At 75.1% G+C, this 14,900-nt stretch carries 12 protein-coding genes and 1 pseudogene; 11 read left to right on the plus strand and 2 right to left on the minus strand.

The features are described 5' to 3' along the window. Window positions 1-30: 30 nt before the first annotated feature. The 6 genes from OIE75_RS35160 to OIE75_RS35185 are packed head-to-tail and all read left to right on the plus strand — an operon-like array spanning window position 31 to window position 5,497. The gene (locus OIE75_RS35160) at window positions 31-1,182 is read left to right on the plus strand and encodes an NAD(P)/FAD-dependent oxidoreductase (protein ID WP_329473350.1); all 1,152 of its coding nucleotides are present in this window, start codon (window positions 31-33) and stop codon (window positions 1,180-1,182) included. Then, complete coding sequence (locus OIE75_RS35165; RefSeq protein ID WP_329473351.1) at window positions 1,179-1,478, plus strand: (2Fe-2S)-binding protein; 300 nt, start codon at window positions 1,179-1,181, stop codon at window positions 1,476-1,478. Before OIE75_RS35160 ends, OIE75_RS35165 begins: the two co-directional genes overlap by 4 nt. Further along, window positions 1,468-2,913 carry an FAD-dependent oxidoreductase gene (locus tag OIE75_RS35170; RefSeq protein WP_329473352.1) on the plus strand — a complete coding sequence of 482 codons (1,446 nt, stop codon included), beginning with the start codon at window positions 1,468-1,470 and terminating at the stop codon, window positions 2,911-2,913. The genes OIE75_RS35165 and OIE75_RS35170 overlap by 11 nt, the downstream gene beginning before the upstream one ends. Beyond that, window positions 2,910-3,800 carry a dihydrodipicolinate synthase family protein gene (locus OIE75_RS35175; RefSeq protein WP_329473353.1) on the plus strand — a complete coding sequence of 297 codons (891 nt, stop codon included), beginning with the start codon at window positions 2,910-2,912 and terminating at the stop codon, window positions 3,798-3,800. Before OIE75_RS35170 ends, OIE75_RS35175 begins: the two co-directional genes overlap by 4 nt. A 24-nt stretch (window positions 3,801-3,824) precedes the next feature. After that, entirely contained in the window at window positions 3,825-4,826 is a 1,002-nt protein-coding gene (locus OIE75_RS35180; protein ID WP_329473354.1) for a proline racemase family protein, read from the plus strand. Beyond that, window positions 4,823-5,497 carry a GntR family transcriptional regulator gene (locus OIE75_RS35185; RefSeq protein WP_122620597.1) on the plus strand — a complete coding sequence of 225 codons (675 nt, stop codon included), beginning with the start codon at window positions 4,823-4,825 and terminating at the stop codon, window positions 5,495-5,497. The genes OIE75_RS35180 and OIE75_RS35185 overlap by 4 nt, the downstream gene beginning before the upstream one ends. Here the strand turns inward: OIE75_RS35185 and OIE75_RS35190 are convergent. Further along, window positions 5,494-5,907: pseudogene (locus OIE75_RS35190) on the minus strand (ATP-binding cassette domain-containing protein); the annotation flags it as partial. The gene OIE75_RS35185 and the pseudogene OIE75_RS35190 overlap by 4 nt on opposite strands. 277 nt (window positions 5,908-6,184) lie before the next feature. On the opposite strand from OIE75_RS35190, the gene lanKC reads away from it, so the two are divergent. The 4 genes from lanKC (at window position 6,185) to OIE75_RS35210 (ending at window position 12,768) form a co-directional block, all read left to right on the plus strand. Continuing rightward, window positions 6,185-8,794, plus strand: a complete 2,610-nt coding sequence (gene lanKC, locus OIE75_RS35195; RefSeq protein ID WP_329473355.1) for a class III lanthionine synthetase LanKC — start codon at window positions 6,185-6,187, stop codon at window positions 8,792-8,794. A 35-nt stretch (window positions 8,795-8,829) separates the two neighbouring features. Next, complete coding sequence (ramS, locus tag OIE75_RS35200; protein WP_122620605.1) at window positions 8,830-8,961, plus strand: mycelium formation morphogenetic lantipeptide SapB; 132 nt, start codon at window positions 8,830-8,832, stop codon at window positions 8,959-8,961. A 160-nt stretch (window positions 8,962-9,121) separates the two neighbouring features. Then, window positions 9,122-10,960: an ABC transporter ATP-binding protein gene (locus OIE75_RS35205; RefSeq protein ID WP_329473356.1), complete on the plus strand. Its 1,839-nt coding sequence runs from the start codon at window positions 9,122-9,124 to the stop codon at window positions 10,958-10,960. Then, on the plus strand, window positions 10,957-12,768 hold the full coding sequence (locus tag OIE75_RS35210; RefSeq protein ID WP_329473357.1) for an ABC transporter ATP-binding protein: 1,812 nt from the start codon (window positions 10,957-10,959) through the stop codon (window positions 12,766-12,768). The genes OIE75_RS35205 and OIE75_RS35210 overlap by 4 nt, the downstream gene beginning before the upstream one ends. 46 nt (window positions 12,769-12,814) lie before the next feature. Here OIE75_RS35210 and OIE75_RS35215 read toward each other — a convergent pair whose 3' ends face one another. Further along, on the minus strand, window positions 12,815-13,420 hold the full coding sequence (locus OIE75_RS35215; RefSeq protein ID WP_307016242.1) for a response regulator transcription factor: 606 nt from the start codon (window positions 13,418-13,420) through the stop codon (window positions 12,815-12,817). Between the two features lie 561 nt (window positions 13,421-13,981). Here OIE75_RS35215 and OIE75_RS35220 point away from each other — a divergent pair. Next, complete coding sequence (locus OIE75_RS35220) at window positions 13,982-14,863, plus strand: DUF4132 domain-containing protein (protein ID WP_329473358.1); 882 nt, start codon at window positions 13,982-13,984, stop codon at window positions 14,861-14,863. Window positions 14,864-14,900: the final 37 nt, after the last annotated feature.

The raw sequence follows: 14,900 nt of genomic DNA on the forward strand, positions 1-14,900 counted from the left end.
AGACACTGTGGTGTGTGACATAGTACTGGCGTGACGGAGTCGCTGACCTGCGATGTCGTAGTGGTCGGAGCCGGGATGGTGGGCGCGGCCTGTGCCTTGTACGCCGCCCGCGAGGGGCTCGACGTGATCGTGGTGGACCGTGGCCACGTGGCCGGCGGCACCACCGGGGCCGGGGAGGGCAACCTCCTCGTCTCCGACAAGGAGCCCGGCCCCGAGCTGGACCTCGCCCTGCTCTCCGCCCGCCTGTGGACCGCGCTCGCCGGGGAACTGGGCCGGGAGGTCGAGTACGAGCAAAAGGGCGGAGTCGTCGTCGCCACCACCCCCGAGGCGCTGACCGGCCTGGAGACGTTCGCCGCGGGACAGCGGGCGGCCGGGGTGGAGGCGGTGTCCGTGCCCGCCGACCGGCTGCCCGACCTCGAACCCCGGCTCGCCCCCGGCCTGGCGGGCGCCGTGCACTATCCGCAGGACGCCCAGGTCATGCCTGCCCTGGCCGCCGCCCACCTGCTGCGGGCGTCCGGCGCCCGGCTGCACACCGGCCGCACGGTGACCGGCTTCCTGCGCGCCCCGGACGGCGCGGTGCGCGGGGTGCGCACCGACCGGGGCGCACTGCACGCCCCGGCGGTCGTGAACGCGGCCGGGCCGTGGGGCGGCGAAGTGGCCGCGCTGGCGGGCGTACGGCTGCCGGTCCTGCCCCGGCGCGGCTACGTCCTCGTCACCGAACCGCTGCCGCCCCGGGTACGGCACAAGGTGTACGCGGCGGACTACGTCGCCGACGTGGCCAGCGACTCGGCGGCCCTGCAGACCTCACCGGTGGTCGAGGGCACCGCCGCCGGGCCGGTGCTCATCGGCGCCAGCCGGGAACGGGTCGGCTTCGACCGCTCCGTGTCCCTCCCGGCGCTGCGGGCCCTGGCCGCCGGCGCGACCCGGCTCTTCCCCTTCCTCGCACGGGTGCGGGCCCTGCGCGCGTACGCCGGCTTCCGGCCGTACCTGCCCGACCACCTGCCGGCCATCGGCGCGGACCCCAGGGTGCCCGGCCTCTACCACGCGTGCGGGCACGAGGGCGCAGGCATCGGCCTGTCCACCGGCACCGGGCACCTGGTCGCCGGCCTGCTGAGCGGCGCGCGGCCCGCCCTCGACCTGGCCCCGTTCCGCCCCGACCGCTTTCCCGAGGAGGTCCGGTGAACCCGCTGCGGCTGGTCCGGGCGCGGCCCGCGCCCCCCTTCACGGTCACCGTCGACGGCAGCCGGACCGAGGTGCTGCCCGGCCGGACGGTCGCGGCCGTGCTCTGGGCGGCCGGCATCACCTCCTGGCGCACCACACGGGGGTCGGGCCGCCCGCGCGGGGTCTTCTGCGCTATCGGGGTGTGCTTCGACTGCCTGGTCACCGTCAACGACCGCCCCAACCAGCGGGCCTGCCTGGTGCCGGTGCGGCCCGGCGACGTGATCCGCACCCAGGAGGGCACGGGCCATGCGGACTGAACTCGTGGTCGTCGGTGCGGGTCCGGCCGGGCTCGCGGCGGCGCTGGCGGCGGACGCGCGAGGGGTACGGGTCACCGTCCTGGACGGCGCGGACGGGCCGGGCGGGCAGTACTACCGGCAGCCCGCCGCCGCACTGGACGCCCGTCGGCCACGGGCGCTGCATCACCAGTGGCGCACCTGGGAGCGGCTGCGGGACGGGCTCGGCACCAGCGGCGTACGCGTCCTGCCGGACCATCACGTCTGGTACGTGGAGGCGAGGTCCGGTGCCTTCACCGTGCACGCCCTGCTCGGTCCCGAGCAGGAGGAGCCGGTCGCCGTGCACGGCGACGCGGTGCTGCTCGCCACCGGCGGCTACGAACACGTCCTGCCCTTCCCCGGCTGGACACTTCCCGGCGTCGTCACGGCCGGCGGCGCCCAGGCCATGCTCAAGGGCGGTCTCGTGGTGCCCGGACGGACCGGCGTCGTCGCCGGGACCGGGCCGCTGCTGCTGCCCGTGGCGACCGGCCTCGCGGCGGCCGGGGTGCGGGTCGCGGCGCTCGTGGAGTCGGCCGACCCGCGCCACGCCGCCCGGCAGGCGCGCGACCTGGCCGGCAAGTTCCCCGAGGCCGCCGGATACGCGGCCCGGCTGCTGCGCCACCGCGTCCGCCCCCGCACCCGGCACACCGTCGTCCGCGCCCACGGCGACGACCGTCTCACCGGCGTCACCGTCGCCGCCCTCGACACCGACGGACGTGTGCGGCGCGGCACCGGGCGGTACCTGCCCTGCGACACCCTGGCCGTCGGCCACGGCATGCTCCCGCACACCGACCTCGCCGACGGGCTCGGCTGCCGCCCGGACGGACCGACGGTGGCCGTCGACGCCGAACAGCGCACCAGCGTCCCCGGCGTGTGGGCGGCGGGGGAGGCCACCGGTGTCGGCGGCGCCCAGCTCGCGCTCGCCGAGGGACACATCGCCGGACGTTCGGTCGCCGCCCGGCTGCGCGGCACCGAGCCCGACCCCGCCGGATGGGCACCGGCCGCCAGGAGCCGGGCCCGGCTGCGGCGGTCCGCGGACGCCCTCGCCGCCGCCTTCACCCCACCCGCCGCGTGGACCGGGCGGATCACCGACGACACCCTCGTCTGCCGCTGCGAGGAGGTCACCGCCGGTGCCGTCCGCGAGGCCGTCGACGAGCTGGGCGCGGGCGACGTCCGCACCGTGAAGCTGCTGACCCGGGCCGGGATGGGCTGGTGCCAGGGCCGGATGTGCGGCGCCGCCGTCGCGGGCATCGCGGGATGCGGACCCGCGCCCTCCCGGCGCGTCTTCGCCCGCCCCGTACCGCTGGGCGTCCTCGCCCGCCCGGAACCCGAACCGCGAGAAGAGAACCCCGAACCGCGAGAAGAGAACCCCGAACCGCGAGAAGAAGCCCCCCAACAGCCCGAGAGAGGACCCTCATGACCGACCACCGTCCCTGGCGCGGCGTCCTCGTCGCCACCGCGCTCCCGCTCCACGACGACCTCTCCGTCGACCACGACGCCTACGCCGAGCACTGCGCCTGGCTCGTTGCCAACGGCTGCGACGGCGTGGCCCCCAACGGCTCCCTCGGCGAGTACCAGGTGCTCACCCCCGAGGAGCGCGCCCGGGTCGTCGAGACCGCCGTCGCTGCGGTCGGCGGACAGCGCGTCATGCCCGGCGTCGCCGCCTACGGGTCCGCCGAGGCCCGCCGCTGGGCCGAGCAGGCGGGCGAGGCGGGCTGCGGGGCGGTGATGCTGCTGCCGCCCAACGCCTACCGGGCCGACGAGCGTTCCGTCCTCGCGCACTACGCCGAGGTCGCCCGGACCGGGCTGCCGGTGGTCGCCTACAACAACCCCATCGACACCAAGGTCGACCTGGTGCCCGAGCTGCTGGCCCGGCTGCACGGCGAGGGACACGTCCAAGGGGTGAAGGAGTTCTCCGGCGACGTCCGCCGGGCCTACCGCATCGCCGAACTCGCCCCCGACCTGGACCTGCTGGCCGGCGCCGACGACGTCCTGCTGGAGCTGGCGATCGCCGGGGCGAAGGGCTGGATCGCCGGATTCCCCAACGCGCTGCCCGCCGCCTGCGTCGAGCTGTACCGCGCGGCGGTCGCCGGCGACCTGGCCACGGCCGAGCCGCTCTACCGGGAGCTGCACCCCCTGCTGCGCTGGGACTCGAAGGTCGAGTTCGTCCAGGCCATCAAGGTCTCCATGGACCTGGCCGGACGCCGCGGCGGCCCCTGCCGCCCACCCCGCGTGCCGCTGCTGCCCGCACAGGAGGCAGCCGTCCGCGCCGCCACCGAGAAGGCCCTCGCGGCCGGACTGGCGTAGCGGAAGCGCCGGGAAGGGAGCACCATGCGCAGCAAGCTCGTCCTGCACGCCGTCGACTCGCACACCGAGGGCATGCCCACCCGGGTGATCACCGGCGGCATCGGCACCATCCCCGGCGCGACCATGAACGAACGGCGGCTGTACTTCCGCGAACACCGGGACGACGTCAAGCGGTTGCTGATGAACGAGCCGCGCGGGCACGCCGCCATGAGCGGTGCGATCCTCCAGCCGCCCACCCGGAGCGACTGCGACTGGGGCGTCGTCTACATCGAGGTCTCCGGCTACCTCCCCATGTGCGGCCACGGCACCATCGGTGTGGCGACCGTCCTGGTGGAGACCGGCATGGTCGAGGTCGTCGAACCCGTCACCACCATCCGCCTCGACACCCCCGCCGGGGTCGTCGTCGCCGAGGTGGCGGTGGAGGGCGGCGCCGCCAGGGCCGTGACCCTGCAAAACGTGCCGTCCTTCGCCGTCGGCCTCGACCGCGAGGCGACCCTGCCCGACGGCCGGACGGTGACGTACGACCTCGCCTACGGCGGGAACTTCTACGCGATCCTGCCGCTGGAGCGGCTCGGGCTGCCCTTCGACCGGTCCCGCAAGGACGACATCCTCGCCGCCGGTCTGTCCCTGATGGCGGCGATCAACGCCGAGGGCGAACCCGTACACCCCGACGACCCGTCCATCCACGGCTGCCACCATGTCCAGGTGACCGCACCCGACTCCACCGCCCGCCACTCCCGGCACGCCATGGTGATCCACCCCGGCTGGTTCGACCGCTCGCCCTGCGGCACCGGCACCAGCGCCCGTATGGCACAGCTGCACGCCCGGGGCGAACTCCCGCCGCACACCGAGTTCACGAACGAGTCCTTCATCGGCACCCGGTTCACCGGCCGGCTGCTCGGCACCACCGAGGTCGCCGGACACCCGGCCGTCCTGCCCAGCTTCACCGGCCGCGCCTGGATCACCGGAACCGCCCAGTACCTGCTGGACCCCGAGGACCCCTTCCCGGCGGGGTTCGTGCTGTGAGCGCCTCCGGTCCCGCGCTGCCCGTCCTCGGCGGCCGCAAGCCCAGCCACCGCGAGCGGGTCGTCGAGGCGCTGCGCGCCGCCCTGATCGCGGGCGAACTGCGCCCCGGCGAGGTCTACTCGGCGCCCGGCCTCGCCGCCCGCTTCGGTGTCTCCGCCACCCCCGTCCGCGAGGCGATGCTCGACCTGGTCAGGGAGGGCCTGGTCGACACCGTGCCCAACAAGGGGTTCCGGGTCACCGCCGTGTCCGAACGGCAGCTCGACGAGTACACCCACATCCGCTCGCTGATCGAGATCCCCACCACGACCGGGCTCGCCACCACCGCCGACACCGTCGCCCTCCAGGCGCTGCGCCCCGTCGCCGAGGAGATCGTCACCTCCGCACTGGCCGGTGACCTCATCGCGTACGTCGACGCCGACCTCCGCTTCCACCTGGGCCTGCTGGAACTCGCGGGCAACGCCCACCTGGTGGAGGTCGTACGGGACCTGCGCCGCCGCTCCCGGCTCTACGGGCTGACGGCGCTGGTGGAACAGGGGCGGCTCCAGGCGTCGGCGGAGGAGCACCTGGAGATCCTCGACGCGCTGCTCGCCCGCGACGAGGAGGCCGTGCGCGCGGTGATGACACGCCACCTGGGACACGTACGAGGGCTGTGGGCGGCCCCGGGCCAGTGAGACGGCGGCGCGTCGGTCTTCACGGGAGAGGGCGTCCCCCGCTTCGCCGCTGGATCTGCTCGTACACATGGGTGCTCAGCTCGGCGAAGCGCGGGGACACCCGGGTGTGCACCTGGCCCCGCTCGGCCGGCAGGCCGACCTTCAGCTGCTCGCGCACGACCCTGGAGGAGGCGGACAGCACCACCACCCGTTCGCCCAGGTAGACGGCCTCGTCGCCGGGGGCCGTCCACCCTCCGGCCCGCCAGGAAAACCTCCCCGGCCATCGGTTCGAGCAGCCCGCCCACACACGTCAGCAGCGTCGTCTTGCCGCAGCCCGACGGGCCGTCCAGCCAGACCAGTTGCCCCGCCGCCACGGTGAAGGCCGGGTCGCGCACCGCCTCCACACGCCGCCCCCAGCAACTCCCGCCCACCTCGTGGCGGTGGGCGGCGACGTACCACTGGTTCCTGGCGAAGGCGGTCGTGTGCGGCATGGGCGCTCCCGTCGTCGACGTCGTGTGGCTCACACCATGGCGACGTGCCCCCACCCCGGCAAGGATCCTTCCGTCCAGCGGAAACCTTCCCCCGGCCGCCCGTCCAGCGAAGTTACCCGTGCGTTCCGCACGTCGGAGTCATGACAGCGGTAACTGTCCGGAGCGGTACGCCGCGTGACAGCGTCATCCCCGTCAGCGACCGGCGGAGGGAGAAGGCGTGAACAAGGGCTATGCCGTCTACTGCGACGCGGATCCGTCCTTCTACGATGCTCCGCACCGCACGGCCCTGCGCGGCGGCACCCGGCACGCCCGGTACGCCGCGGCCTCGGCCCCCGTGCCGGCCGGGTGGCAGCGCAACGAGAGCGGGGACTGGCTCGCCCTGCGCCCGGTCGAGACCGACCTGCCCGACCAGGGGTGGAAGATCCACGTCTCCGCCTGCCTCGACAACGCCGAGTCCGTGCTGGAGCGCGTCCTGCGGCACTGCGTCGACGGCGGCACCGCCTTCAAGTTCGTGCCCAGCCGCTACCTGCTGCACCAGCGCAACGCGAAGTACGCGGACCGCGCCGGCAGCGGCAAGTTCATCACCGTGTACCCGGCCAACGAGGCGGACTTCGAACGGCTCGTGGGGGAGCTGTCCGGCCTGCTGGCCGGCGAGCCCGGACCGCACATCCTCAGCGACCTCCGGATCGGTGACGGCCCCGTGCACGTCCGGTACGGCGGCTTCACCCGCCGCAACTGCTACGACGCGGACGGCGAGCTGCGGCCGGCCGTCACCGGCCCCGACGGCGTCCTGGTGCCCGACCTGCGCGGCCCGGTCTTCCGGGTACCGGACTGGGTCACCCCGCCCGCCTTCCTGGGCGAGCACCTCGAAGCCCGCTCCGCGGTGACCCTGGCCGAGCTGCCCTACACCGTCGAGTCGGCACTGCACTTCTCCAACGGCGGCGGTGTCTACCTCGCCCGGGACAGCCGCACCGGCGAGCAGGTCGTCCTCAAGGAGGCCCGTCCGCACGCCGGTCTCGCGGCCGACGGGGCGGACGCCGTGACCCGGCTGCACCGCGAACGCCGGGCGCTGGAGATGCTGTCGGGCCTCGGCTGCACGCCCGAGGTGCGCGACCACCTCACGATCGGGGAACACCACTTCCTCGTCCTGGAGTACCTCGACGGCAAGCCGCTCAACACGTTCTTCGCCCGCCGCCATCCGCTCATCGAGGCCGACCCGGACGAGCGAAGACTGGCCGAGTACACCGCCTGGGCCCTGGACGTCCACGCGCGGGTGGAACGAGCCGTCCAGGACGTGCACGCCCGGGGCGTGGTCTTCAACGACCTGCACCTGTTCAACATCATGATCCGCGAGGACGACAGCATCGCCCTGCTGGACTTCGAGGCCGCCCACCACGTCGACGAACCGGGTCGGCAGATCGTGGCGAACCCGGGGTTCGTGGCCCCCGCCGACCGGCGGGGCGTGGCCGTGGACCGGTACGCGCTGGCGTGTCTGCGGCTCGCGCTGTTCCTCCCGCTCACCAGCCTGCTGGCGCTCGACCGGCGCAAGGCGGCCCACCTCGCCGACGTGGTGGCCGAACAGTTCCCCGTGGACCGGGCCTTCCTGGACGCGGCGGTCGACGAGATCACGGCCGGCGCCGACGGCGTCCCCGCGGCACCACGGCCGGCCGGGCCGGTGGCGCCGGTCCGCCCGGACGACTGGCCCCGCAGCCGGGACTCGATGGCCGAGGCCGTCCGCGCCTCCGCGACGCCGTCCCGCACGGACCGCCTCTACCCCGGTGACATCGCGCAGTTCGCCACCGCCGGCGGCGGCCTCGCCTTCGGCCACGGAGCGGCGGGGGTGCTGTACGCCCTGGCGGAGAGCGGGGCGGGCAGGGACGAGGACGGGGAGCAGTGGCTGCTGGAGCGGACCAAGCAACCGCCCTCGGGCATGCCGCTCGGCTTCCACGACGGGCTCGCCGGAATCGCCTGGACCCTCGACCGCCTCGGTCACCGCGACCGCGCCCTCGACCTCGCCGAACTCCTTCTCGACCAGCCCCTCGACGACCTGGCCCCCGACCTGCACAGCGGCACCGCCGGACTGGGCCTGGCCCTGGACTCGCTCGCCGCCACCACCGGGGAGAGCGCGCTGCGCACCATCGCCCTGCGCTGCGCCGACCTGGCGGCCGGCGGCACGCGGAACACGGCGGAGAAGTCCGGCCGGACCCGCGCCGGGCTGCTGTACGGCGCCTCGGGACGCGCCCTGCTCTTCCTGCGGCTCCACGAACGCACCCGGGACGGCGCCCTGCTCGACCTCGCCCGTGACGCGCTGCGCCAGGACCTCGCCCAGTGTGTCCGCGGCGCGGGCGGCGCGCTCCAGGTCGACGAGGGCTGGCGCACCATGCCCTACCTGGGCGCGGGCAGCGTGGGCATCGGCATGGTCCTCGACGACTACCTGGCCCACCGCGAGGACGAGGAGTTCGAGCGGGCGCGAGGCGAGATCGTGGCCGCCGCACAGGCCATGTTCTACGCCCAGCCGGGCCTCTACCGCGGCGTCGCCGGAATGGTGCTGCACCTCGGCCGCACCACGGCCACGGCACCCGGCACCGGCCCCGAGGCCCTGCGGCGCCAGCTCGACGCGCTGTCCTGGCACGCCATGTCCTACCGCGACCGGCTCGCCTTCCCCGGTGAGCAGATGATGCGGCTTTCCATGGACCTCTCCACCGGAACGGCCGGATGCCTGCTGGCCGTCGCCTCCGTCCTCGGCGATGAGCCCGCCGGGCTGCCGTTCCTGCCGCCGCTGCGCACGAGCAGCGGCCCTCCGACTCGGCCCCGCTCGGGGTCGTGAAAAAGCACACCTGTTGCCGTACGAAGGGAAGAGTCATGAACCTTTTCGACCTGCAGTCGATGGAGACCCCCAAGGACGAGGCCATGGGCGACGTCGAGACCGGAGGCAGCCGCGCCAGCCTGCTGCTCTGCGGCGACAGCAGCCTGAGCGTCACGACCTGTAACTGACGCCGGAGTTGACCGCCGCGGCGACATGGTGAGCCGTGTCGCCCGGCACTGGCGCCCCGGGTCTCTCCCGGGGCGCCGACGCCTGCCCGCGCACCCCACGGCCCCACGGGGTGCGCGACCGGCGTCCCGGCACGGTGGGACGGACGGAAGGTCTTGGCTGGTGCGAACGAGCAGGTCCCGGGCGCGGCGGGCGCCCGAGGCGCGGGACGGGACCGACGCCGCGAATCCCGGGCGCGCGCCGGAGGTACTGGTGCTGCTGTGCTCGGTCGCGGCCGCCCTGACGGCGGTGGCCCAGCCGGTCGTCCTCGGCCGCACACTCGACTTGATGCTGCGCGACGGCGCCGACGACGCCGGCCCCTGGCTCGCGCTGAGCGCCGGGCTCCTCCTGGGGGAACTGCTCCTCGACAGCCTGACCGCGCTGTTCACCGGAGGCTGCAACGCCGCATGGACGGCCTCCGTCCGCTCTCGGGCCCTCACCGGCCTGCTGGGCGCCGTACCGGACCGCGTCCGGCCCTTTCCGCCGGGGGACGTAGGCACTCGCCTGACCCTCAACGCCGCCGACGCGGGCGGCGCCCCGGCGGCCCGGGCGGCACTGGCGGCCTCGCTGCTCACCCCGCTGGGCGCCCTGGTGGCGCTGGCCTTCGTCGACGTGTGGGTGGCGGCCTGCGTGTGCGCCGGTCTGCCCGCCCTGGCCCTGGTGCTGCGGGCCTTCGCCCGCGACACCGGCGCCTCGGTCGCCGCCTACCAGCGCACCCAGTCCCAGATCGCGTCGGGGCTCCTCGAGGCCCTGGAGGGCACGGCGACGATCGGCGCCGCGGGGACCGGTGACCGGGAACGTGCCCGGGTGCTGGCGCCGTTGGCGGAACTCGCCGCCCAGGGCCGGGACATGTGGGCCCTGCACGGACGGGCGCTGGGCAGGAGCGGCGTCCTGGTGCCGCTGCTGATCCTGGTCGCCACGGGGGTCGGCGGACTGCGCCTGGCCTCCGGGGACCTGAGCGTGGGGGAGCTGCTCGCCGCCGGCCGGTACGCACAGCTCACGGCCGGTGTCGGCGGCGCGGCATCCCTGCTGGGCGCCATCGTGCGGGGCCGCGAGGCACGCAAACGGACCCTGGAGCTGGAACGGCTGCCCGCGCTGTCCCACGGGACGGGTCACCTGCCCCCGGCCGGCACCGGTGAACTCGAACTGCGCGGTGTGCGCGTGGTGCGCGACGGCAGGGAGGTGCTGCGCGCCGACCACGTGCGGGTGCCGGGCGGCTCCACGGTCGCGGTGGTCGGCCGCAGCGGCGCGGGCAAGTCCGTCCTGGCGGCCGTGGCGGGGCGGCTGATCGACCCCGACGAGGGCCAGGTGCTGCTGGACGGTGTCCGCCTCGACCGGCTGACGCGCGAGGCGCTGCGCACCGAGGTGGCCTTCGCCTTCGAACGCCCGGCACTGGGGGAGGGCACGGTCGCCGAAGCGGTCGCCTCCGGGGCGCGGCGGGCCTCCCCCGAGGAGGTACGGCGAGCCGCCCGAGCGGCGGGGGCCGACGGCTTCGTCCGCCGGTTGCCGGACGGGTACGACACCCCGCTGTCGGGGGCGCCGCTCTCCGGCGGGGAGCACCAGCGGCTCGGCCTGGCACGGGCGTTCGCGCAGGCCGGACGGCTCCTGGTGATGGACGACGCGACGTCCAGTCTGGACACCGCCACGGAACACGAGGTGAACCTCGCCCTGCGCCGCTCGGTGCGGCCCGGGACCAGGCTCGTGATCGCGCACCGCCCGTCGGTGGCGGCCCGGGCGGATCTGGTGCTGTGGCTGGAGGAGGGGAGCGTGCGGGCCGTCGGGACGCACCACGACCTGTGGCGGACGGAGGACTACCGGGCCGTCTTCGGCGCCGCGGCCGCTGCGCCGCGCGTGGGGTCCGCCCGCCGACCCGGTCCGGAGCCCGCGTCGAAGCCCGGGTCCGGACTCGACTCCGAACTCGCCGCCGACCCCGCCCCCGAGCCCGAGGAGGCACGGCCGTGACGTCCGCGCCCGCAGGGGACCGCCGCTTGCCCGCACCGGACGACGGGTCGGGGGCGCTGCGCCGCGTCGTCCCGCCGGCGCGCCGCTTCCTCGCCCGGCGCAAAGGCGTGCTGGCCCGGCTCGGGCTCTGGTCGCTGGTGGAGTCGGCGCAGGCGTTCCTGGTGGGATTCGCGGTCGCGCACGCCGTCGACGAGGGCTTTCTCGCCGGTGACACGCGCCGGGGGCTGCTGTGGCTCGCGGTCGCCCTGGTCGCCGTACTGTCCGGCGCTCCGGTCGTGCGAGGCGTGTTCGCGCAGCTCGCCGGGTTGACGGAGCCGCTGCGGGACGGTCTGGTGCGGCGCGCGGTCGACCGGTCCATGACCCTGGCGGCCCTCGGCGGGCCCGGCGGAACGGACCGGGCGGCCGTCTCCCGGCTGACCAACCAGGTCGAGATCGCCCGGGACAGCTTCGCCGGTCTCGTCCTCACCCTGCGCTCGTTCGTCTTCACCGCCGCGGGGGCCCTGATCGGCCTGCTGTCCCTGCATCCGGCGCTGCTCGTGGTGGTCCTGCCGCCCCTGGCGGCCGGCCTCACGCTGTTCCTGGCGACGCTGCGGCCCATGGCGGCGGCCCAACGCCGCGCCCTGGCCGCCGACGAGGCGCTCGGCGACCACGTGACCCGCTCACGCGCCGCCCTGCGGGACCTCACGGCCTGCGGGGCCGGGCCCGAGACGGAGCGGCGCGGTGCGGAACTGGTCGCCGAGGCCGCCGCGACGGCCCGGGTCCTGGCCCGCTGGGCGGCGGTGCGCACGACGGCGCTCGGCGTCGCGGGCAACCTGCCCGTGCTCGCGTTGCTCGTGGCGGTGCCGTGGCTGCGCGGGCGGGGCGTGACGGCGGGTGCGCTGCTCGGCGCGTTCACCTATCTCGTGCAGTCCCTGCTGCCCGCCCTGCACACGCTGATGACCGCCCTGGGCGCGGCGGGCGCCCGGCTGCTCGTCGTCCTCGACCGGATCCTCGGCCCCGCGCCGGTGCGGGAGGCCACACCCGCGTCCCCCGCCCGCGCACCCGCGCCCGGCGGACCCCAGGCGTCCGGCGCCCGGCCGGCCCCGGCGGTGGAACTTCGGTCCGTCACCCTGTCCTACGGCGTCCGCGCGGAGCCGGTGCTCGACTCGCTCGACCTGCGTGTCGCCCGGGGCGAACACCTCGCCGTCGTCGGACCGAGCGGCATCGGCAAGTCGACCCTCACCCGCCTCGTCGCGGGAACGCTCGCGCCGAGCGGCGGCGAGGTCCGGGTGGCCGGCCAGGCGGTGACCGGACGCGCCGCCGCCGAACTCGCCGCCCTGCGCACGCTGGTCCCGCAGGAGGCGTACGTCTTCACCGGCACCGTCGGCGACAACCTCGCCTATCTCCGCCCGGACGCGGACCGGGCGGACCTGGACGCCGCAGTCCGGGAACTCGGGCTGCGGCCGCTGGTCGAGCGCCTGGGCGGGCTCGACGGTCCGGTGCGGCCCGCCGAACTGACCCACGCGGAGCGGCAACTCGTCGCGCTGGCCCGCGCGTACCTGTCGCCCGCCCCCCTGCTGCTGCTCGATGAGGCCACCTGCCACCTCGACCCGGCCGCGGAGGCCCACGCGGAGGAGGCCCTGGCCCGGCGGCCGGGCACGCTGGTGGTGGTGGCGCACCGTCTGTCGTCGGCGGTCCGGGCCGACCGGGTGCTGGTGCTGGACGGCGTGGCCGCGGTCTGCGGCACCCACGAGGAGGTGCTGGACCGGTCGCCGCTCTACCGCGACCTGACGGGCCACTGGCACGGAGAGCCGTCGCGGCGGCCGTGACCGCGAACCTCCGTGCGGGACGCGGCCGGCGGACGGCGCGGCCGGGTCACGTCCAGCCGGCGCTCTGGACGATGCGTATCGCGTCGACCCGGTTGCGGGCGCCCACCTTCCGGATGGCCGTCGCCATGTAGTTGCGGACCGTTCCCCGCGACAGGTGCAGCCGGGCGGCGATCTCGGCGATCGGCGCTCCCTGGGAGGCCAGGGACAGCACGCCCAGTTCGCGGGTGGTCAGCGGCATCTCCGCGCCCTTCAGCAGGGCCACGGTGAGGGTCTCGTCCAGGAAGCGCTCCCCCTTGGCCACGGTGTGCACCGCCGTGATCAGCCGGTGCGCCGGGGCGTTCTTGTCCACCAGCCCGAGCGCGCCGCCTTCGAACGCCCGGCGCAGCACCCCCGGCCGCTTGGCGGTCGTCAGGACGACGAGCCGGTCCCCGTACCGGCCCCGCAGGCGCTCCCCCCGGGCGTCGTCCGGTCCCTGGAGGCACTCGCCGTCCACGACACACACGTCCGCCGGTAACGCCTCGGTGTCCGGGGCCTCGTTGTCCGGACACAGTGCCGAGACCTCCAGTGTGTCGTCGGATCTGAGCAGTTGCGCCAACGCCGACCGCAGTAGTTCCTCGTCGTGCACCACGACCGTACGGACCATCTCCCCCACCCCTTGTCTCGGCCGTCCGGTTCGGACAGCCGATAGTCACTCGTCCCCGCGCCACGAGGCCATGTGCCCTGATCCGTGCGGGTGGAACACGGAACGTACGCACGTGCGAACCGCACCCGAGTCAATCCGCCGTTGTCGGCGCCCCGTCAGGGGCGGAACAGCGGCCTCCGTCCGGGCGAACAAGGCGGAGAACACACCCATCCGCACCGGATCCCACTCCGTAGGGAATCCGGCCGTCCGCCCTCTTGCCTGCGCCGCCGGCCCTGTCATCCTGGCCACGGTGGCACACCGCCCCCATGGAGCCGCCCCGCCCGCGAAACCGGCCGGGGTGAACGGACGTCCGTTCGAGTGGGAGTCGGCTGGAAAACGTCGTCGTTCAATCTGGCGCGAAATCCACCGCCCGGTGCGGACGGTTCCCTTGACCGCTCGGACGGGGCGGTGTGAGCGGGGGGACTGTCGGTGGGTGCCCCTAGTCTTTCGCCAACGTCACAGCGGGGCGCGCCGATTCGGGCCGCCGGACGCGCTGTGCCGGGTTACCGGCGGCGGAGAGGCGAAGGATCCATGGGGTGGCTGGCAGTTGGCGACGAGTACGAAGTCGCCCTGGCGGAGGGCCGGGTGGTGGCCCGGTCGGCGGTGGCGAAGTCCCCGGACGGACGGGAGGGGAAGCGGGAGAGGTCCCTGCCGGAGGGGATACGGGACCGGCCCGAGGTGCTCGAACTCCAGCGGTTCGCCGAATGGCTCGACCGGCACGCCGCCGAGTGCGCCGCCCAGGTCGACCGGTGGATGGTGTCCTCGCTGCCGGTACCGACGGGGCTGCTGGGGCAGGTCTGGCCCGACGAGGCGTGGCGGGCGGCACTGCGGGACATCGTTGTCGTCGGCGACCACCCCGACGAGACCGGTTTCCTGCGCGACGTCGCCGAGTCGGGCGAACTGCGGCTGGTCGGCCTGGACGGCGCGACCGTCCGCCTGGCACCGCGCACGGTGACCATGCCCCACCCCGTCCTCCTGCCCCGGCTGGAGGAACTGCGCCGGTTCGCGGCCGAGTCGGGCGTGGTCCAGGGCGTCGAGCAGATCCACCGCCGCACCTGGCGCAGGCCCGGCGGGAGCGGTACCACGGCCCACACGGTCACCGAGTTCGCCGGCGCCGAGTACCGCTCGTGGTTCCATCTCTCCTCCCGCGCCACCTCCCTCGGCTACCAGATCTCCGGCAGCAGCGTCGTGGACCGGATCCGGGACGCCGGACGGGTCGTCACCGCCTCCGTCGGCATGAGCGACCCCTTCACCGAGGAGAAGGCCTGGACCGGCGGCCTGGCCTGGAGCGTCGAGGACGGCCGACGGTACCTCCCCCTCGCCGAGATCGGCCCCGTGGCCTGGTCCGAGGGCATGCGCATGGCCGCCGCCCTGCACGCCGGCCGCACCGCGTCCGCGGACGGCGCCCAGTGAACGGCACGGCGGTACGCACCTCCTGGAAAGGCACGAG

This window comes from Streptomyces sp. NBC_01723 (assembly GCF_036246005.1).
Classification (GTDB): domain Bacteria; phylum Actinomycetota; class Actinomycetes; order Streptomycetales; family Streptomycetaceae; genus Streptomyces.